We start from the raw sequence: 19,459 nt of genomic DNA, 5'->3' as shown, positions 1-19,459 counted from the left end.
CCTCCTATTCTGAAAGCATTGCTTCAAGTTCTATCTCTACAAACTGTGTAGGTCTGTTAAGTCTTGAGATCTCAACCATTGTGTTTAGCGGTTTTATATCGTGGAAAAACTCCGAATACGCTTCACATATCCGCGCCCCCTGCGATATATCCGTCGTATAAATAAAAACTGAAAATACATCTTTGGCAGAGGCATTTGCCTGTTCCAACAGTTTGATCTGTTTTTCTAGTACATATTTGGTCTGTTCGTAAGCATCCTCTCCGTAAACGGTTCCGTCGGGCTGAACAGATGTGGTTCCGCCGATTTTTATATACGGTCCGATCTTTACCATTCTGGAGTATCCAACCTTCTCCTCAAGCGGAGCTCCCGAGCTATAATTTGTTCTTTCCATTTTCATATCCTTGCCCTGCCTTTCGTAAATTCATAGATGGTAAAAAAAAGAGCGCTCACACTTTTTTTGTGAACGCCTTTGTTCTTGCTGCTGTATGTTTTGCTTTTCGTATGTTATAACATTTTAAATCGCTCTTGAAAAACAGAAAAAGGATTTAGCAGTTAAACCAAAATGTTTAAGCAGAGTTAATATTTTGACTTTTGGAGCTGATTGATATATCATATAAAACAAATTTGCAAAGGCGCACGTTTTTATTAACGCGCGCCTTTTTTGTACTATTTTTTTGATCGGTAATTATATGTATTGGTGCATTGAATGTAACGCAGTGCACCGCAGGGGGAATACTAATGAATCAGCGTCAGTTACATTATTTTTTGGAAGTATACTCGCAGAACAGCATCACCAAGGCTGCGAACAATCTTTTTGTCACTCCACAGGGACTAAGTAAGACCATCTCTACTCTCGAAAAAGAGCTGGGGGTGCAGTTGTTCAAACATAAAAGCAACAGGATCCTGCCGACCGCAGAAGCTGCGCGACTTGCGATCCACGCGAAATATATAATCGATGAATATGATGTGATAACAAACAGGCTTTTCCAGGAAAAATCCACAGTAAAGACCGTTACAATATACTGTTCTTACGATGTTCCGCAGCTTATATCAGCATCTTTTTTCAGGGAGTTTAATAAAGACTTTCCGAACATAAGGATAAATATAAAAGAGTATCCGGATGACTATGCTCTTAAAAAGGTTGAAAATAACGAAGTTGAACTGGCCATACTTCCCGGCCCGTTCAACCCTCACAAAATTTCTTATACACATTTGTGTACGGAATCTTTTTGTATTGTGGTAAATAAAACGCATCATCTGGCGAAATATGATTCCGTTCCGTTTTCAAAAATAGCAAACGAATCGCTCGTCATCAAGGATTCTTCATCCTTTACAAGCATAAACCAGATCTATACTTTTCTCGGCTCAAAGAACGCACCAAGTATCATTCTTGAAACTTCCGACGTTCATCTCATTCATCAAATGGCCGAGGATTCTCAGAATGTGGGCATAAGTCTAATGTATCTCGCCCGCAAGATTCGCTCAGACAAGATAAAAGTCATTCCTTTCGACGAGGACTGGCTATCGAAGAAGCTGTTCATCGTCCACAACAAGAATAACATTCTCAGCAATGAGGCGCTGTTGTTTGAAGAAGCACTTGTAAAGTTCTTCAAACAACAGTTGATGTCTAAAACATGATCCCTGCCAACACAACTTGAAGCAATGGTATCGTCGCCACCGACAAAAGAGTCGTGAATGCAACGCACTTACCGGCTATCTCACGGCCGGTTCCAAACTGTTGAGCAAACATAACTACCATACTGCCTACCGGTGTTGCAAATACTATAAGGCATACATGCAGCATTTCCTTACTTACGCCAAACTGTGCAATAAGAATCATTAAAATCATCGGCATAACTATCAATTTCAAAAGCGAAAACAAAACCAATTTATAATCAGATATGATTGATTTAAAATCCACATTGCAAAAGGATGCACCAATTACCATCATCGAAAGCGGCGCAGCAAGATTGCCAAGCATTCCGAGCGGCTCTGTTACAATTTCCGGAAGCTTGAAGCTTGATAAATATATTATCATTGCCCCAATAGCAGCTACACTTCCGGGATTAACAAGATTTTTTATACGCTGCTTTACGGATAAACTATTATCTTCACAAACGTTACAGAGAAGATATACGCCATAGGTATAGATCAAAATATCATATGGAATCTGAAATACAGTAATATAGAAAAACTCTTTGGGACCGAAAACCATTTTCACCAAAGGAATTCCCATAAATCCGATATTTGAAAACATCAGCATAAGCTCGTAGATGTTTCTTTTACTATTTTCAACTCTTATAAATCTGAGAATCACCTTGCCGGCCACCAAAAGCAGTCCATATATCAAAAAAGTAAATCCCACAGTCTTAACCAATTCAAGCGAGGAAACATCGAGCGCATTTTCAGCGCCCGAGCTTAATATCAGCGCCGGATTGGCTATTTGTGTAACGATAACCGACAAAGGTCTGAATGAATCTTCCGTTAATATTTTAATCCTTCTGCAAACATAGCCTACCAGCATCAGCAAAAAAAGAATGATCATCTGTCTCATCAAAATCATAGAAATCTACCCAACCTTTTCACAACCGATAAATCCGAGGATCTCATCGATATTGCCCGCCAGAAACATTCCCATACTTCTTCCGCTGATTTCTTCCAGTGCCCTGTTTGAATCCTCGGAATAAAAGGCACTGTGTGGAGTCAATATAACATTGCTCATTTTGGCAAAAGGACACTTATCAACATCCGGATCTTCGTCAGTCAGAACATCAAGACCCGCAGAGCAGATACAGCCGTTTTGAAGTGCATCTAAAAGAGCCTGTTCATCCACGCTTCCGCCTCGTCCAACATTTATAAAGATCGGTTGTTTCTTAAGTCCGGCAAAAAATTCCTTGTTGAAATAATTGGTTGTTGATGCGTTCAGCACCATATGGTTTATTACAACATCCGATGTCTTAAGCGCTTCATCCAAATCCACTATTTTCACATCATACTCTTTTGCCACATCTTCTTTTACATAAGGGTCAACAGCCTGTACCTTCATGCCTAATGCATTTGCAAGCTTCGAAGTCTCTCTCCCTATCTGCCCAAAGCCAAATATTGTAAGTGTCAGATGATCCACCGTTCTTCTCGGCGCCAGATCCATATACTTCCATTTTTTTCTGCCCCGAATCTCATCAGCGTACTGCGGAAGATTTTTATTAAGTGCCAACATCAATGTAATTGCATGCTCCGAAACTTCACGTGTGCAGTAGGATGTTATATGGCTCATAGCAACTCCATGTTTCTTTAAGGCATCCATATCAAGAGAGTTGTAACCTGTTGCATTTACCGATATCATTTTTAGGTTCGGTGCTTTATCAAGAAAGGCGTCATCTACCTTAATAAAAGCCGTGATAAGTCCGGTGGCTTTTTCTAAAAGTTCCCAGAACCTCGGTGTATCGTAGGGTTCAACGTAAAAAGAAATCTCTTCCTTGGATTCACTTAAGCCAAATCCTTCTATCACTGACTGTTTAGTAATCTCATAACTGTTTAAAAGCTGATCTTCATAATCACTAGCAAGCACGATCATATTTGCGTCCCCTTATCTCATCTAATTGACTGAGCACACGCTGCATTTCTTTTTCTGTTCCGATTGTAATCCGCAGATAATTATTGATTCTTGAATCATTGTAATGTCTTACAAGGATACCCCTCTTCTTTAACTCCTTGCAAAGCTCTGAAGCAGAAATATCAGGACATGAAAAGAATGCAAAATTTGTCGTGGTACGCATAACGCCAAATCCCCTGTTCTCCAATGCATCTTCAAAATCTGCACGAACTCTTTCCACTTCATTTACACATCTATGGAAATAATCTTTATCATGAATAGCCGCCACTCCGCCTACAATTGCAAGTGAGCTCATGTTAAACGGATTAAATGCGAACTTGATCTTGTTCATATCACTGATAATATCCTCGGATGATATAGCAAAACCGATACGTGCTCCCGGCATATTGCGAGATTTTGAAAAAGTCTGAACAACAACCAGATTGCTATATTTTTTGACAAGACTTACACAGGACTCATTGCCATAATCCACATATGCCTCATCGATAATAACCATGCGCTTGGGATCTTTTGCTACGATGCGTTCAATATCCGCAACAGAAATAGCTTTTCCTGTCGGGTTATTGGGATTTGCAAGAATAACATCTCTATCTGTATTTACGTATTCATCGACATCCACGCTCAGATCCTGTTTAAGCGGAAACTGCTCGAAGTCAAGGCGATAAGTCGTTGAGTAGGTTCGATAAAAATCGTATGTGATATCAGGAAAACATACCTTCATTCCGGGCTTAAAAAAGCTCATCATGCAAAAGCCCAATACCTCATCCGCACCGTTTCCAACAAATACCTGCTCAGCAGGAAAACCATATTCCTCACCGATAGCCTTGCGAAGCTCCATGCAGTGCGGATCGGAATAATGTGCCATGGAATTAACTTCTGCTGAATTCATAGCCTCCAAAACCTTTGGTGACGGAGGATAAGAAGACTCATTTGCGTTTAGTTTCAAGTATTCTCTGTCCTTTGGCATCTCACCGGGGACATAAGGTTCCATATGTTCATATTCGTCTAAGAAAAAATAGCTCATTTTAATCTGCTCCTATATTTTTATTCTCTTATAAGCGGGAATGTCATGCAGTGGGGACCGCCGCCGGCTTTTAAAATTTCCGTGATTGGAAGCTCAATAACACGCATTCCGTGATCTTTCAGCTGTCTGTTAACCTCTGTATTTCTCGAAAGAGACAATACTCTGTGATCACCCAATGCCTGTAGATTACATCCGTGAAGGAAAATTGCCTCTTCATCAACCTCTATCAGATCTATATCCATGTCTTTAAGTGTTTTCCTGAAATCCTCGGGAAGCCCGTCCGCGTATGTCACTGCCAAATGATCATCAACAAGATTAAAACACATATCAAGATGAAGATATGCCGCATTAAGAGGAACTCCAATTATTTTGTAACCAAGCGGTTCAAGCTGATTTCTTATCTCATACACACCTTCAGGGTTGGAACGGTCTGCCATTCCGATTGCGATCGTACTTTCATTCATAAACATGAAATCTCCGCCCTCAAAAAGTCCGCGATCTACTCTGGCAATACAAGGAATTCCAAGCTCTTCCATTCTCTTTTCATAATCCACATGTTCCTTGTCTCTCATAGAAAGTTTGAATTTTCCAAGAATATACCCTTCTTTTACGCATCCTCCGAAGTCCCTTGCAAACACACTGTTAGGTCTTTCGGGATCGGCTTCAAGGTATTCAACTTCAACTCCCTCTGCAGCATAAGCATCCGTCAAGATCTTGTGCTCTTTTTCCATAAGAGCAACATCCATTGTGGTATCCTTCCACTTTTTTGCTATTTCATTTATAGGGGCCGGTTTAAGATAGCTTGGTCTGCTGACAAGAACTTTTTTTAACACCCCTGTTCCATTTTTTACAAACATACTAATCCCTCGTTTTCTCTATTCTATATATCCAAAATAACTTAACGTTTCCTTCAATAAATACGGAAGCACTTCAAAGGTATACGGAATATTGACTCTCTCCGTCCATTTGTGTGCATCCTTTCCGTAGCATCCAAAGTCTACTGACGGAATATTTAATCTTTTGATTTTCTCAAGAGGTACCGGATAAAGCTGCTCCATCACAGGAAAATTACTCTTGAGTTTTTCTATAGATTCATCCGAATCATCTATTTTCAAATAACTGCTGTCAGAAAGACTTGGGAAAAAATGCATAAAACGATACTCAAATTTTGCTTCTTCGCCGACCTTGCCCGCAATGCTCTTAAGATCGTCTTCTAAAGACGCACATTCTTTTTGAAGCATATTGTGAGGGCAATAAGGCGGGGCAAAATACAGCACTATCACTGAATCATTTATGCCAAGCTCACCCAGAAAGTATCTGATAATATTAATCGGAATCTCTCTTAGATCCGTTCCGTTTTCCTTTTCTGCTTTAGTTATTTCATTTTCCTTGTCACGTAGTTCTTCTGCCGAAAGACCTCTTTTGTTTTTGACCAGTTCAATAAGTTCTTCATATAAAAGAACATTTTTATGATCTCGAAATTCTGAGATATCGGCACTTTTCTCAAATTCCCGGCAAAGTTTGCTTGTTCTGTAATAATTTGATGCTTCCTTTGCAACCTTTAATCTTGTATCCGACAATGCACCCTCTGCTGCCGCAACCAACTTAGAAAGAATATCTTCTATCCGGGCATTATGAACGAAATAATTGAAATATACAAAAGAATCTTTTGCTGTCTGCACGTTATACCAGGGCTTCAGATCCTTCATCTTTAATACTGAAGGTGGCATAGATGCTTCGCCGTCATATACATCACTGAAATCCATATTCAGATGGATTCTGTTAACAAGCCTCGACGCTATGTAGCCTGCATCCATCCCTTCAAAACACTGTCCGACATGAGTTTCCTTTCCACGAATGTAAAAACATGGAAGAAGCTTTCCGACCACTCCTGTATACATAGTAATCTTCTTATCACTGTCAAATAACGGACATGTATAATCATTATTGATCGCGAGGTTATATGAAAGATCGTATTTCTCTTTCCATTCAAGAAGTACATCAAGCCCTTCTATAACGCCGGTATGAAGATTCTCTTCAACGGGATTAAGAGATAAGATCACATTTCCCGAAAGTTCTGCTACATTTTCTGACAGCCATTCAACAAGCGATATAAAAACAGCATCACCACTTTTCATATCACACGCGCCTCTGCCAAACATGTAGTCCCCGGATTCAAGATCCTTTCTAACTTTTTCCGGAAGATCCATTGTCTTAAGTCTTTCCGCCAATAGATCCGGATCAAAAGCTACATCCTTACATCCTCCAAAGTCTTCAACTCCTACCGTATCTGTATGTCCGTGTAATATAATGGTTTCTTTCCTCGGATTTTTCTCTCCGATCACGAGAGCCATCACATTTTTACGATGAAGCCTGTCATCTTTTAACTCCCTAACAACAAACTGCTGCGGATGATTCTTAAAATACGGCATACTGCCAATCAAGCTTTCCAAGTAATCTGCAATATGTCTTTCTCCCTCGGTGGTATTAACACTTGGGATCATTACCATTTCCCGGGCTATTTTGAGAGCCCGCTCATCTCTTTGTATCATACTGTTCCTTCCCGGAATTTATGATTATTTCTAAAAAGTATCAAAATAATTTTCCATCCCTTTTTTATAGTTAAATGCAAACCAGATAGCCTGTTGAAATTCCATATCCTTATCTTCAAGCCCTAACGTTTCCTGTGCTTTCTTTATACGATATCTGACCGTATTCACATGCACCGACATCTCTTCGGCAGTCCTTTTAGTGTCGCAATTGTTGTCAACATAGCAGCTCGCCGTTTCAAATATCTCAGTCTCTGCGTCTGCCTCTTTAAGCTTCCGGATAATTCCTTCACAGTAATTCTTCATCCAAACATTATCTCTGTTGGGAAGGATCATCTGCCAAATTCCCATCTCGGAAAATCTGCAGACCTCCATTTTATTTTTGGCCGCAAAACGCTGCGCATACAAAGCTTCTCTGATCTCATTTGCAACTTTATCTGTTTCAAAACTTCCGGTGCTGATACCTATAACGTATTCATCCATACATATTCCGAGCTTAAAAAGCTTATCGATGGTCGTCTGTTCATCTATTCCCATGGTACAGATCAATATTCCATACTGATAAGGAAGAATTTCCATTCCGTCTGTCTTTTTGTTTCTCAGAAGCTGTAATTGATGCTGGAAGCCATAGGTATTTATCTGATGCTTTGAAACAAGATAATAGAACCCGTACGGTGCTCTGAACAAAGGAATTATCTCCTGCGCCGTCATGAGCCTTGTTGCCGAACTTACCTTGTGTTGCAGAATAAAGCTTATCTTCTCTTCAATCTTATTTATGTTATCGCTTGACTCTATAGCTCTTGTAAGTCCTATAACCACGTTCTCAGCGTAAGTTTTCTCTGATGAAACCAGAATGATAGGAAGATTTATGCTATCGGCAAATTCTATGACTTCGTCAGGCAGGCTCTTGAAATAAGCCTGAATAATAACTATTGCGCTTACCCCATCGGCAAACAGCTGCCTTGTCACACTCAGGATCAGATCTGCCCTGTCTTTTGCAAATAACATAGATGTGACAACAACCGATTTCCGGTCAAATAATCCGTCCGGTTCTTCGCCTGTAGGAATCTTGGAATCATATTCATAATCCAGCAGATTTACATTTTCAACCACTCTACCAAGTCCGCCCTTACCGGCAACCAGCGTATAACTATCTGCAAAAGGAAGTTCAAGTATCTCTCCTACCGTAAAGCCCATAACCATCATCCTCCCACTTCTAAATCATCAGAGAATCTTCGATAAGAATTCACGACATCTCTCACTCTTAGGATGCTCAAAGAAATTGTCGGGATCGTTTTCCTCAACAATATGTCCTCCGTCCATAAACATGATCCGACTTGCAACATTTCTGGCAAATCCCATCTCATGAGTAACAACAACCATGTTCATTCCGCTATCGGCAAGCTCTGTCATCACATCCAAAACTTCGCCTACCATCTCAGGATCAAGCGCTGATGTAGGTTCGTCAAAAAGCATAACCTTCGGCTTCATTGCAAGTGACCTGACAATAGCCACTCTCTGCTGCTGACCGCCGGACAACTGTGCCGGATATGCATCCGCTTTATCCTCAAGACCTATTCTCCTAAGAAGAGTTAATGCATTCTCTCTTGCTTCTTCCTTCTTCATCCTTTTGGTCTTTATCGGGGCAAGTGTAATATTGTCCATGATCGTCAGATTCTCGAAAAGATTGAAATGCTGGAATACCATTCCCATCTGCTGCCTGATCGGATTCAAATCGGTCTTGGCATTTGTCAGCTCTACATCATCAAGCCACACCTTTCCGGCAGTAGGACTCTCCAGCAAATTAAGGCATCTTAAAAAAGTACTTTTGCCCGAGCCGGAAGGCCCTACAATAACAATCTTTTCTCCCTCCTTAATCTCACAGGAGATCCCTTTCAAAATTTCATTATCACCATATGACTTTTTTAAATTCTCAACACGTAACATTTTGGCGCAGCCTCCTTTCAAGATTTCCAAAAAGGATTGTAAAAAACTTTATTATCACAAAATATATGACAGCCGCGCCAATAAGTGGCATGAAAGGCTGATAAGTTCTTGAAGCAACCTGATTTGCAACTCTTGTCAGATCGGCAAGTGAAACATATCCGACTATCGCTGTCTCTTTTAACAAGGTGATAAACTCATTGCAAAGAGCAGGCAAGGCATTTCTGAATGCCTGAGGTAAAATTACGTATCTCATCGTTGTAAATCGTGTAATACCAAGCGAATCTCCTGCCTCAAGCTGTCCCTTATTCACCGCCTGAATTCCGCCTCTCATAATTTCAGAAACATACGCTCCGCTGTTAATGCCAAAAGAAATAACTGCCACAAGTACCCCATTGGTACTACTCTTCATGATGATGAACCACATGATAAGAAGCTGCAGAACCGAAGGTGTTCCTCTTATAATGTCTATATAGATCATAGCTATATAATGTAAAACAGTAGGTTTTCCCTTTTTCGAAGTCGACATATACATAAGGCAGCTGATTGTTCCGACTGCAAGTCCCAGTATGGTGGCAAAAAGAACTATTTCCAGCGTTGTCCAAAGCCCTTGGAAGTATAATTTCCATCTGTCATCGGTTATAAATGCTGCATTGAATTGTTCCATAAAATTACTCCGCTTCAATATATTTCTTTATAAGTTCATCATAAGTACCATTTTCTTTAAGAGTCTTTAGTGCGCCATTTATCTTGCCGCCAAGCTCTGTATTTCCTTTTGAAAGTGCAATTGCATATTTCTCAGGTTCAAATCCAAAATCATTTCCATCAAGTGCAACCACCTCATCATACTGACCGGCAAATACTTCTGCAGGGTTCTTATCCAAAATAACTGCATCTACTCGACCGTTCACCAGATCGTTTACTGCATCAAGCGCCTTGTCATAAGTGCTTATTGTTGTACTGTCATCTTCTGCCTTAATATCCTCGCTTATGAAATCGCCGGTTGTTCCCATCTGTGAACCGATTTTTTTGCCCTTAAGATCATCATAGCCTTTAATCTCTGAACCGTTCGGAACAAGAACATACTGAACAGCGTCATAATATGAATCTGAAAAATCTACAGCATTTTTTCTTTCTTCAGTGATCGTCATGCCCGCAATTGAAACGTCTATCTTTGAGCCGATGGAAGCTACAAGAGAATCAAATTCCATATCCTGTATCTCAACTTCCAAGCCAAGTTCATCGCCAATTGCTTTTATCAAAGCGATGTCAAAACCATCAGGCTTTCCGTCATCTCCGATATATTCAAAAGGTGGGAATGCCGCATTTGTACCTACAACAAGCTTTCCTTCATGTATCAGCTCATGTGAACCCGATGCCTTTGCCACAGTGTTTTCACTTCCACATGCACATATACTCAAGCCGCAAAATATCGTCATTATAAGAGCAATAATTCTTTTCTTCATATGTTCTTTCTCCTCATCTTTGAACTCATCATTTTTTTCCGGAAAAATAAAAAAGCAGACAAAGAAATTTCCTTGTCTGCTTTGACGTCCATATTTTAAAAAATATAATAGATAAATTGCCTTTCATTTGGCTAAACTTATCTTGCTAAAGATATTAACACTCTATGGATTAATTTTGCAATGTATTTTATACAAAAATTTATTATTTAATTTGTTTTTTTCACAAACACTCTTCTATGCCTTATTTGTAGCATTTCGTGCACTCTTAATAATATCAAGAAGCCCTTTTTCCTTGATAATGGCTATTCCCTCGCCCTCACTTCCAAGTACGATGAGGTTGTCGCCGGGATTTATGTCAAAAACTTTTCTGGCTTTTGCAGGAATCACGATCTGTCCCTTATCTCCGACCTTCACCATTCCGAATATGTACTTTCCTTTTGGCGGTACTACAAGTCCCATATTTTCCGTTTTTTCTTTGTCATAATTAAGAAGATCGTCGATACTTACAGCAAAAACATTGGCGATATTACTGCATTTTTCAATATCGGGAAGTGATTCTCCCGTTTCATATTTTGACAGTGTCTGTCTTGATACTCCAATTTTTTCCGCAAGTTCTTCCTGCGACATGTTATGTAGTTTTCTGAGTTCTACCAGATTATCTTTAAACATAATATCCCCCTTACCTCTTTCCTCTGATTCCAAGCACTGCCCATCTAAAGAACGGGATTCTTGAGATTATCGCGTACAAACCATATCCGAACACAAAGCCTGCGATAAGGCTAAGGACATACGCCGTCAAAGGTGAGATCAGCCCGTTTCTTGCAAGGAAAAGGGCTACCGATGAAATTCCGAGATAATGAAAAACATACAGTCCGAAGCTGTGAGTGCTCATCCATTTGGTAAACTCTGTTTCCAAGTCAAAAAATCTTGCAAAGCCGCCAAGCATGGCAAGACATGCAAAGTAGCTGTAAAACAAGAACAAAGGTGATTTATTTACGGGCTTATCCGCATAATTTTGGCCAAAGTATTTTATACAAAACGCCACGCCGAGCGCTATAGCTACAGGGCAAAAGAGTACAAACCATTTTTTCAATATATCAATCACTTCGTCATGAGAAAAAACAAAATATCCCATAATGAAGGCTGTAAAATAAAGGCCGAACCTGTAAACGCAGATAATAGGGGTGTTCAGTATCTGTCCCGCTCCGTAAAAGGCTAATGATAAAAGAATAAGCGTCGGAAGATTTGTCTTTTTTCCTATGTTCAGAAGACGATTCTTTTCAATCTTCCTGATAAGGACAAGTATCATGGAAAAGAGCCACAACACCTGGATATACCAAAGCACTCCGATTCCCGATGCAAGCATTATCAGGTACTTGATAACCGCGGGAATATCCATGCTTCCCGCATCACCGAATGACATGTTGATATAGCCTTGAATAAACTGAAACGCAACAAGGCCTATTGTGCATGGAACAAGGAGCTTTGTTGTTCTGCTTCCAATAAACTCTTTGTCCGTATGTTTGTCCAGATACAGTTTGGAGCTAATGCCTGAAACAATGAACAGGATTGCCATGAACCATGGGAAAACGATGTACATATACACATCATAATACTGCACCTCAAGGCTCGTAATCTTGCCAAGGGTCCCAGCGATACCCTCACCGTTATACATGTAGAGAACATGGAAAAAAACAACCAATACAACTGTAACCCATCTGATGTTGTCCAAGTATGATTTCCTCATATTTATCCCACCTTTGCTAAATATTTTAACATTATATTAGATCCGGTAAATATGAAAAACCACCAACTTTTGTTGTCAAAAATTGATGGTTTGTGTTAAGGATAGTTGCAGGAGTTTTTATTCTGATTATCTAAATTCATCCCTGTGTTTATCAAAGAACTCGAAATAAGTCCTAACACCCTCGAGCTCCGTCCACTTCTTGATATCTACAGGACATTCATCAAGATCATAGATTCGTGCTCCCTTTAGTGAAAGCAGAAACGGTGAATGAGTTGCTATTATAAACTGGCATCCGAAGAAGCGCGCCGAGTTCTGAATAAAGTCCAACAATTCGAGCTGTCTTTGCGGAGAAAGTGAGTTTTCCGGCTCATCCAGCAAATACAAGCCGTTGTCTTTAATCTTCTCTGCAAAATACTGTAAAGCACTTTCCCCGTTGCTATGTGTAATGACATTGCTTCCGATTACATCCCTAACATATCTTGACTGGGTCTTTGAGCGGGCTTCCACCACCTTTTTAAGCTTGTCATAATCATCCAGTGATTGCATCCGGAATGTGGAATTCTTATTCTCAATCCAATCATCAAAAGCCTGCTCTCTCTTGCGATCCACGCCCTCATTAAGCGCACGCAGATTGAGCATAAAATCAAACACATCATCACTTGTGATAATCCGTATTTCTTCCGGCTTTTTTCCGGGAGTTATCTCAAACGAGCACATTTTCAAATAGTCTCCAAAAAAGCTTGTTCGATTGAACAGTGTATCTCGCTCAGCCTTTATTTTCTCTGCAATAAGATTAAGCGCTGTGCTTTTTCCGGAGCCATTGTTTCCGTACAGAATTGTTATTTCCGAAAAGGATAAAGACTCCAGCATGTTTTCGGCAAACACTCCAAAAGGGTAAAACGAGCTGTAGCATGTCCTTCTTATGTAGTTTACAAACTGTTCTTCCGCGCCAATTCCGGGGAATTTAAATGAATCGATGTACATCTGAATTATGTTATGCCTTCCTTGTATTGTGTCTTTCTTATTGTTATGCACGGATATGCATATTCCGCGCGCAGGCTATTTTATTTCTACTTGTTATTTACCTATATAATGCTATCAGATTTTAATTCGATACTTCTCAAGATTAACCTTTCCTTCGGCGACTTCTACTCCCTCACTCTCCAGTATCTGAGCCTGCTTCCATGCTCCGCCGAATGCATATTCGCCGGCAAGTTCGCCCTTGGAATTGACAACGCGGTGGCATGGTATCGTGCTTGGGTCGGGATTTTTATGAAGTGCATTCCCAACAGCCCTCGCCATCTTTCTGTAGCCGGCCATTTCTGCAACATCTGCGTAAGTAGCAACTTTCCCTTTAGGAATCTTTTTTACCGCTTCATATATTCTTTTTGTCGGAGAGTCCGTAACAAGATCGTAGCTCTCAGCAATCATCCGCTTTATGACATCATCGGGAATTGAGCCATCAAGAACAATCGTGTTCCAATGCTCCTTGTTCTGATGATACGCGGGAAGCACCGATTTGTATGTCTTTCGCCAAAGATCACGCCACTGCGGATCAACTTTTAGATTCAAATTGATATAGCCATCTTTTTCATATGTCCACAAAAAGGCTTTCTTCGACTTTTTTACCCGAACAAGCTGCCAATTTGTATCACGAAACGGCGCCTCCCTGTAGGTGTCCGGAAAAGACAGACCGTAGTTTAGGGCTTCTTCTCTTGTTTTCATAGGTATCTCCTTTTTGACACTTTGATGTGCTTATTCTGATGAGATAGTGCGATTTTCTGCTTTCTGCACCGTATAAATTCATTGCAGCTGTTCTGTGCGGTGCTAATTTCCGTTTCTGCACCGTACATGTTCGTTGCAGCTATTCTGTGCGGTGCAGATTCTTGTTTTCACACCGTACACTTTCATTCCTGCCATTCCATACTGTGCCTTTTTCTGTTTTCGCACCGTACGGTTTCATTTCAGCTATTCTGTACAGTGTTAATTCCCGTTTCTGTACCGTACACTTTCCTTCCAGCTATCCTGTGCGGTACTGTTTCTCGTTTCTTCACCATACACTTTCCTTCCAGCTTTTCTATACGGTGCCATTTCTCATTTTCATACCGTACACTCTCATTCCAACCATTCTGTACGGTGACATTTTCTGTTTACACACCGTATACCTTCCTTCTAGCCATTTCGTACGGTGTTATTTCCCATTCACACGCCAAAGCGGTATTCTTTTTCATCCTTATCATTTGGCACAAGCCCGAATTTCTGAATTACACGATCTGCAACTTCATCGGGCTCCAAATGAGTATTATCAATTTTTATGTGATTCTCAAAACATTTCTCGCCTTCATCCGTGTTCAGCTTGTGATTTTCGGCATCCTGTAAGAGATTGGCTCTGCTCCATTCCACATCTTTTTTGGACGCTTTTCTCTCCATGCGATGAGGCGTCTCATTTCTGAATAGCCTCTCCTCCAGAGTTGCTTTTAATTCAACGAAAAAGAAATGTCCTCCTGCCTGCTCAAACAGGTTCTTTAATGACTCAAGGTATGCAAGATCTTCCTTCATATCGAAAGCACACACATAAGTGAATATCAGATCAACGTTATGCTTTACAGCCAGCTCAAATGCATTCTTCCTAAATAAGCTATTGAATTCCCTTTGTGCAGGGGTATCAAATCCAAATATCTTATCTGACATTTCAATACTATCATGATTCATCATCATATTGTACCTGAGCTTATCTCTAAGACTCTCCGCCACTGTCATCTTTCCTACCGCCTGGGGTCCGCACACTACTATAAGATTTGCCATTAAACTTCCTCCCTTTTCAGTAATAATCTCTTGATATAAAAATAGACCTTATCAAAACCGATGTGCTTCAGCTTGATAAGGTCTTATTCCTTGTAATGTAAACACCAATAATTCAGATTCTACATATTATTTGGCCTCATCTCGCATGTCAAAATATACCCCTGATTATTATTCATGGGTATATTATTGATCATTCCATTGATGAGGTTCTTGTTTGTCATAATAATTCTTCTTTCTGAAAAAATATTAGTTGTTAGTATAATTGACAGAAAACTTACTGTCAACACTTCAAACACATAATTCTCTCTTAAGCTATCATAGCATATTAAAACAGGTATACCCTCTCTCTTAATTCTTTTTCGATGGATTCGTATTCTTCTTTAGAAAACACTTTTTCCTCACTTATTTTCTTAAGATATTCCTCACAGATTTCATTCGCTTTCTCTTTTTCTCCTGCTTTCTCGTACACGATCATGAGGTTATGATTAAATTTCTTCCAAAAATATTTCATATTGTCAGTCGTATATTCCGGAATTGAAGAAAATGCTTTGGCAACATGTTCGCACCACTCAAGATTTTTGAGCGTTTCGTTCTTTTCTCCCCAGTATGCATAGTTTTCCATCATGCAATTAAGCTGGCTTAGCAAGACATTGCACAACATCTTATTGGCTGCGGTCAGACTATCTTTCATCTCTTCAAAACCATGCTCAAAAAAGCTTAGCTCGGAATATAAGAATTCCCTAACCTTTGCATTTTCAAGACTCGGCAATACATCGATATGCTCTCTGGCATTCTCAAAATCCTTCCTGTGAATATAGATCCAGGCAAGGGCGTAATGAGCTTTTTCCACAAGACTTCTACTGTCAGCGTAACGGATTATAGTTACGCCTTTTTTTATTCCGTCTTCTAAAAGAGCATTCGCTCTCTCAGGGTTCTCCGCCAGCAATCCCTCCATGTCAATGTAATAGCTCAATTCAGCGACCTGCTGAACATACAATAGATTTATTTCAAAATTCATCGGGTTTCTGCTAACTTCACCCGAAAGATACTCTACTCTCTGCAGTGCACTTCCTTGTGCATCGGAAATGTCATACATTGCCTTTATTTTGTTTTTTACAGTTTCCAAAAGATAATCATCTTTGTCAGAAGGATTATAGCCAAGCAACATATCAGTAGTGACATTAAGCGCCTGCGCAATCGGCACGACCATAGAAACATCAGGAAGTCCCGCTTCTGACTCCCACCTGCTCACTGCCTGCGGTGTAACCCCAAGCATACCTGCCAGTTCCTCCTGTGTAAAACCTTTATTCTTTCTAAAACCTCGTATATTGGCACCCAGATTGTTTTTCACTTTTTTCCTTTCCCGATTGACTTATCAACCGCATAAACTTGTTGTGTATCGGAAAATGTCTGCAGAATCATCTTCTGAATTCAGAATACAGAAAAGCTCATAACATATCAAACAATGCATACTTGAGAAAAACACAATCACTATTTACAGTCTTGAAATGAAAGAATATATTCTACATTCTCTTCAACCGGCTTCATGCCATCGATTCTGATTATCGGACAATCTATATTTTCAAGCCAAGATGTGACAAAGTCTTCAGGCCTGCTATTAACCTTCGCAAACCATGAGTTCTCTCTGTCGGAAAGATCTCCGCCAGCAAGTATTCTATCACCAAACTTTTGATCCGAGCGCTCTTTTACCCGTTCCATCCTTGTTTCTTTAGGAACTTCAACGAGAATAACGTAATCTAATTTTGTAAGCAGTTTGTCCCCGTAATCGCCTTTTACAGCAGCAAAGACAAATTTATCATCCTCTTCAATTTTTTCCTCCAATATTTGAATCACTTCGTCCTTACTTCTTGGATTGGCGAACATGTATGACTTATCATCCTTCGGAAAATACAAGTCTTCATTATCTATAAAGCAATACGACAAGCGCTCTGCCAGCTTTTTCCCGATTGTACTCTTTCCGACTCCGTTAAGACCACATATTAGTATGCCCATATATCCTCCGATGTCTGTATATATTCATATAATTTTTAATAACACTAATTCCGATTTTTTATTAAATTGACTCGCGCATTTTAAGCAATAATCTTTATACATAAGTTGGTAATACGTTTATATCCTCAATAAATTCATTACCATAGCTGTCATAATATCCTTTTCATCCGGATTAGATTCAGCAATCATAAGGGTTATTGCAACAAGAGCTCCATCACTTATTATCTTCTGCCCATCCCTAAAGAGCGCGTTATTTCTACTCAAAAACTCCAAGAATAATGATGCTGCGATTCTCTTACATCCATCCTCAAAAGGATGATCTTTTATCATGAAATAAAGAAGATTGGCTGCCTTTTCCTCTAATGAAGGGTATACTTCCCCTCCGAATACATCCTGATAGACTGCTGCCAAAATGCCTTCAACCTTACCGGCTTCTTTCTCAACACCAAATACGTCTGATTTGAATGTATCCTCCATATGATCGACCATCTCTCTACAATCACTATAGGTGATTCTGTATATTGGGCTTGAACCTTCAGGCTTCTCAAGAGACTGGTGATCATATTGATCCAAAAGCATGAGTGCCTGTGTGTATAGATTTACAGCCTTAAGTACATCCTGTTGCTCAATATCAAGCGTACCTGCAATCATCTTTGTTTGTATTTCAACAGTTTTCTGAAGTGCCTGTAGCCTGCGCTCATTAATAGCATAGCCATTAATAATGTATTGCTTCAAAACATTATTAGCCCATTGTCTGAATTCAGTTCCGCGCTGAGATTTAACTCGATAACCAACGGAAATGATAACATCCAAACTGTAATGCTTAGTTCTATACTTTTTGCCATCTGAACCAGTTGTCAAGAAATCCTTGACAACTGAATTCTTATCCAGCTCTCCCTCTTTAAAACAATTATTCGCATGTAAACTAACATTTTGTTTTGTGGTATCAAAAAGATTTGCCATTTGTAACTGAGTTAGCCAAACTGTATTCCCATCCATAGCTACTGGCAGAACAACCTTTTTATCTTTTGATTCAAACAATACTATCTCATTATTTTCCATCAACTTACCCTCTATCCTTCATCATTTTTTCAAATTTAAGCTGATAAGCAATCAACCTCGGAATATACTCCGGAGGAGTTCTACGTCCCGCTTCCCAGTCCTCCAATGTACGCACCGGAATACCTGTATGAACCGAAAACTCTTTCCTTGTTTCCCCCGTGCTCTCCCTTAGTTGCTTAATTTTCTCCGATATATCCATAATTGCACCTCCACGCAATGCGATAAATAGATTATAATATATTCTTGTGACACTCGCAATGCGTGTATTTTAAAATCAAAAAAGGAGTCCACACATGAACTCCCTTATCTATGAAAATTTTAAAAAGCCCTTAATCCGAAAACTCCTATCTTAGAATCTCATCTATCGTAGAAACCGTACTAAAGCTTCCCGCATGTGTTGAGATGATTTCTTTCATAAGCGGAAGTTCGAAATAACTGATATAACAGATGAGTGTGTTGTTCTCTCCGGCGATTGCGCCGCGAGAATCCATGATGGTGCAGGTCTTATTCAGTTTATCTTTTATGTCCTTAATGATTCCGTCGGGATCCTGGGTTATTATCGTCACCTGCTTGATGGCTTCGAAGTGATCGGTGTAGTGGTCGATAACCGCTGTAGCAACCACATAAACCAAGAGGCTGAGCAGTGCCGCAGTGGCATCTATGACTACGAATACAGTGATATAAACAAGTGCATTAAATCCAAGAAGCATCGGCGTGAGACTGTAGTTACGTCCCGTTTTATCCGACAGCTTTTTTACCACAATATTCGCAAGTATCTCCGATCCGTCAATGCATCCACCGTTTCTAAGGATCAGCGCAAGTCCGGCGCCTAGAATCGCACCGCCGAATGCTACCGCCAGAAAGTGTTCTGTATTAAGTTCAAAAGGAATTTTTTCAAAGAATTCAAGTCCGACCATGTAGACCACTGAACCCACAGCAGCTTTTACAGTGAACTTTTTTCCCAGAAACACATAACCTGCAATTATAAATGGTAAAAAGACAAACAGAACGCACAGTGACAATTGAAATCCCGTAAGTTTACTGATAATAATCGCAACGCCGGCTGTTCCGTAATCTATCGCATCGTTTGGAAGCAATATCAAAGCGACTGAAAAGCTCGCCATTATTGCTCCGAATATAATTAAAACATATGACAGTATTCCTTTACTTTTCTTCATGTTTTCTCCTAAATTTGTTGAAACTATAGTTGCTGTACCGGGGCATATTGCCATGCCC

At 39.9% G+C, this 19,459-nt stretch carries 21 protein-coding genes; 1 reads left to right on the top strand and 20 read right to left on the bottom strand.

Annotated features, from left to right (window positions below; all coding sequences use genetic code 11):
- Positions 1 to 4 precede the first annotated feature (4 nt).
- Positions 5 to 391 carry a Rid family hydrolase gene (locus BM398_RS03080; protein ID WP_330390526.1) on the bottom strand — a complete coding sequence of 129 codons (387 nt, stop codon included), beginning with the start codon at positions 389 to 391 and terminating at the stop codon, positions 5 to 7.
- A 347-nt stretch (positions 392 to 738) separates the two neighbouring features.
- On the opposite strand from BM398_RS03080, the gene BM398_RS03075 reads away from it, so the two are divergent.
- Entirely contained in the window at positions 739 to 1,638 is a 900-nt protein-coding gene (locus tag BM398_RS03075) for a LysR family transcriptional regulator (RefSeq protein WP_092336366.1), read from the top strand.
- Here the strand turns inward: BM398_RS03075 and BM398_RS03070 are convergent.
- The 19 genes from BM398_RS03070 to BM398_RS02980 all read right to left on the bottom strand — a co-directional run bounded on the left by BM398_RS03070 (position 1,628) and on the right by BM398_RS02980 (position 19,401).
- Positions 1,628 to 2,563, bottom strand: a complete 936-nt coding sequence (locus tag BM398_RS03070) for an AEC family transporter (protein ID WP_092336365.1) — start codon at positions 2,561 to 2,563, stop codon at positions 1,628 to 1,630. The genes BM398_RS03075 and BM398_RS03070 overlap by 11 nt on opposite strands.
- Before the next feature lie 6 nt (positions 2,564 to 2,569).
- On the bottom strand, positions 2,570 to 3,574 hold the full coding sequence (locus BM398_RS03065) for a 2-hydroxyacid dehydrogenase (protein WP_092336364.1): 1,005 nt from the start codon (positions 3,572 to 3,574) through the stop codon (positions 2,570 to 2,572).
- Positions 3,558 to 4,637, bottom strand: a complete 1,080-nt coding sequence (gene hisC / locus BM398_RS03060) for a histidinol-phosphate transaminase (RefSeq protein WP_092336363.1) — start codon at positions 4,635 to 4,637, stop codon at positions 3,558 to 3,560. Before hisC ends, BM398_RS03065 begins: the two co-directional genes overlap by 17 nt.
- 20 nt (positions 4,638 to 4,657) lie before the next feature.
- Entirely contained in the window at positions 4,658 to 5,494 is an 837-nt protein-coding gene (locus tag BM398_RS03055; RefSeq protein ID WP_092336362.1) for a dimethylarginine dimethylaminohydrolase family protein, read from the bottom strand.
- A gap of 18 nt (positions 5,495 to 5,512) precedes the next feature.
- Entirely contained in the window at positions 5,513 to 7,189 is a 1,677-nt protein-coding gene (locus BM398_RS03050) for a M20/M25/M40 family metallo-hydrolase (protein WP_092336361.1), read from the bottom strand.
- A 30-nt stretch (positions 7,190 to 7,219) separates the two neighbouring features.
- Positions 7,220 to 8,383 (bottom strand): PucR family transcriptional regulator, encoded by a 1,164-nt coding sequence (locus BM398_RS03045; protein WP_175531816.1) that lies wholly within the window; start codon positions 8,381 to 8,383, stop codon positions 7,220 to 7,222.
- Positions 8,384 to 8,410: 27 nt separating this feature from the next.
- Positions 8,411 to 9,133, bottom strand: coding sequence for an amino acid ABC transporter ATP-binding protein (locus BM398_RS03040; protein WP_092336359.1), 723 nt, complete (start codon positions 9,131 to 9,133; stop codon positions 8,411 to 8,413).
- Positions 9,120 to 9,797, bottom strand: coding sequence for an amino acid ABC transporter permease (locus tag BM398_RS03035; RefSeq protein ID WP_092336358.1), 678 nt, complete (start codon positions 9,795 to 9,797; stop codon positions 9,120 to 9,122). Before BM398_RS03035 ends, BM398_RS03040 begins: the two co-directional genes overlap by 14 nt.
- A gap of 4 nt (positions 9,798 to 9,801) precedes the next feature.
- Positions 9,802 to 10,596, bottom strand: a complete 795-nt coding sequence (locus BM398_RS03030; protein WP_092336357.1) for a basic amino acid ABC transporter substrate-binding protein — start codon at positions 10,594 to 10,596, stop codon at positions 9,802 to 9,804.
- A gap of 234 nt (positions 10,597 to 10,830) precedes the next feature.
- A complete protein-coding gene (locus tag BM398_RS03025) occupies positions 10,831 to 11,265 on the bottom strand; it encodes a helix-turn-helix domain-containing protein (protein WP_175531815.1) in 435 nt (144 codons plus the stop codon).
- Between the two features lie 10 nt (positions 11,266 to 11,275).
- The gene (locus BM398_RS03020) at positions 11,276 to 12,343 is read right to left on the bottom strand and encodes an acyltransferase family protein (protein WP_092336356.1); all 1,068 of its coding nucleotides are present in this window, start codon (positions 12,341 to 12,343) and stop codon (positions 11,276 to 11,278) included.
- A gap of 126 nt (positions 12,344 to 12,469) precedes the next feature.
- Positions 12,470 to 13,378 carry an AAA family ATPase gene (locus BM398_RS03015; RefSeq protein ID WP_330390525.1) on the bottom strand — a complete coding sequence of 303 codons (909 nt, stop codon included), beginning with the start codon at positions 13,376 to 13,378 and terminating at the stop codon, positions 12,470 to 12,472.
- Positions 13,379 to 13,441: 63 nt separating this feature from the next.
- Positions 13,442 to 14,068 carry a methylated-DNA--[protein]-cysteine S-methyltransferase gene (locus tag BM398_RS03010; protein WP_092336354.1) on the bottom strand — a complete coding sequence of 209 codons (627 nt, stop codon included), beginning with the start codon at positions 14,066 to 14,068 and terminating at the stop codon, positions 13,442 to 13,444.
- Positions 14,069 to 14,545: 477 nt separating this feature from the next.
- Entirely contained in the window at positions 14,546 to 15,148 is a 603-nt protein-coding gene (locus tag BM398_RS03005; protein ID WP_092336353.1) for an ATP-binding protein, read from the bottom strand.
- A 325-nt stretch (positions 15,149 to 15,473) separates the two neighbouring features.
- Positions 15,474 to 16,499 (bottom strand): helix-turn-helix domain-containing protein, encoded by a 1,026-nt coding sequence (locus BM398_RS03000; protein WP_092336352.1) that lies wholly within the window; start codon positions 16,497 to 16,499, stop codon positions 15,474 to 15,476.
- A 140-nt stretch (positions 16,500 to 16,639) separates the two neighbouring features.
- Positions 16,640 to 17,161 carry an AAA family ATPase gene (locus BM398_RS02995; protein ID WP_092336351.1) on the bottom strand — a complete coding sequence of 174 codons (522 nt, stop codon included), beginning with the start codon at positions 17,159 to 17,161 and terminating at the stop codon, positions 16,640 to 16,642.
- A gap of 117 nt (positions 17,162 to 17,278) precedes the next feature.
- On the bottom strand, positions 17,279 to 18,223 hold the full coding sequence (rhuM, locus tag BM398_RS02990) for a RhuM family protein (protein WP_092336350.1): 945 nt from the start codon (positions 18,221 to 18,223) through the stop codon (positions 17,279 to 17,281).
- Between the two features lie 4 nt (positions 18,224 to 18,227).
- Positions 18,228 to 18,422, bottom strand: coding sequence for a helix-turn-helix domain-containing protein (locus tag BM398_RS02985; protein ID WP_092336349.1), 195 nt, complete (start codon positions 18,420 to 18,422; stop codon positions 18,228 to 18,230).
- A 145-nt stretch (positions 18,423 to 18,567) separates the two neighbouring features.
- A complete protein-coding gene (locus BM398_RS02980) occupies positions 18,568 to 19,401 on the bottom strand; it encodes a YitT family protein (RefSeq protein ID WP_092336348.1) in 834 nt (277 codons plus the stop codon).
- Between the last annotated feature and the right edge of the window lie 58 nt (positions 19,402 to 19,459).

Source organism: Butyrivibrio sp. M55, from assembly GCF_900116865.1.
GTDB lineage: Bacteria > Bacillota > Clostridia > Lachnospirales > Lachnospiraceae > Butyrivibrio.
The sequence above is the reverse complement of the archived record's forward strand: the minus strand, read 5'-3'. Positions and strand labels throughout refer to the sequence as shown.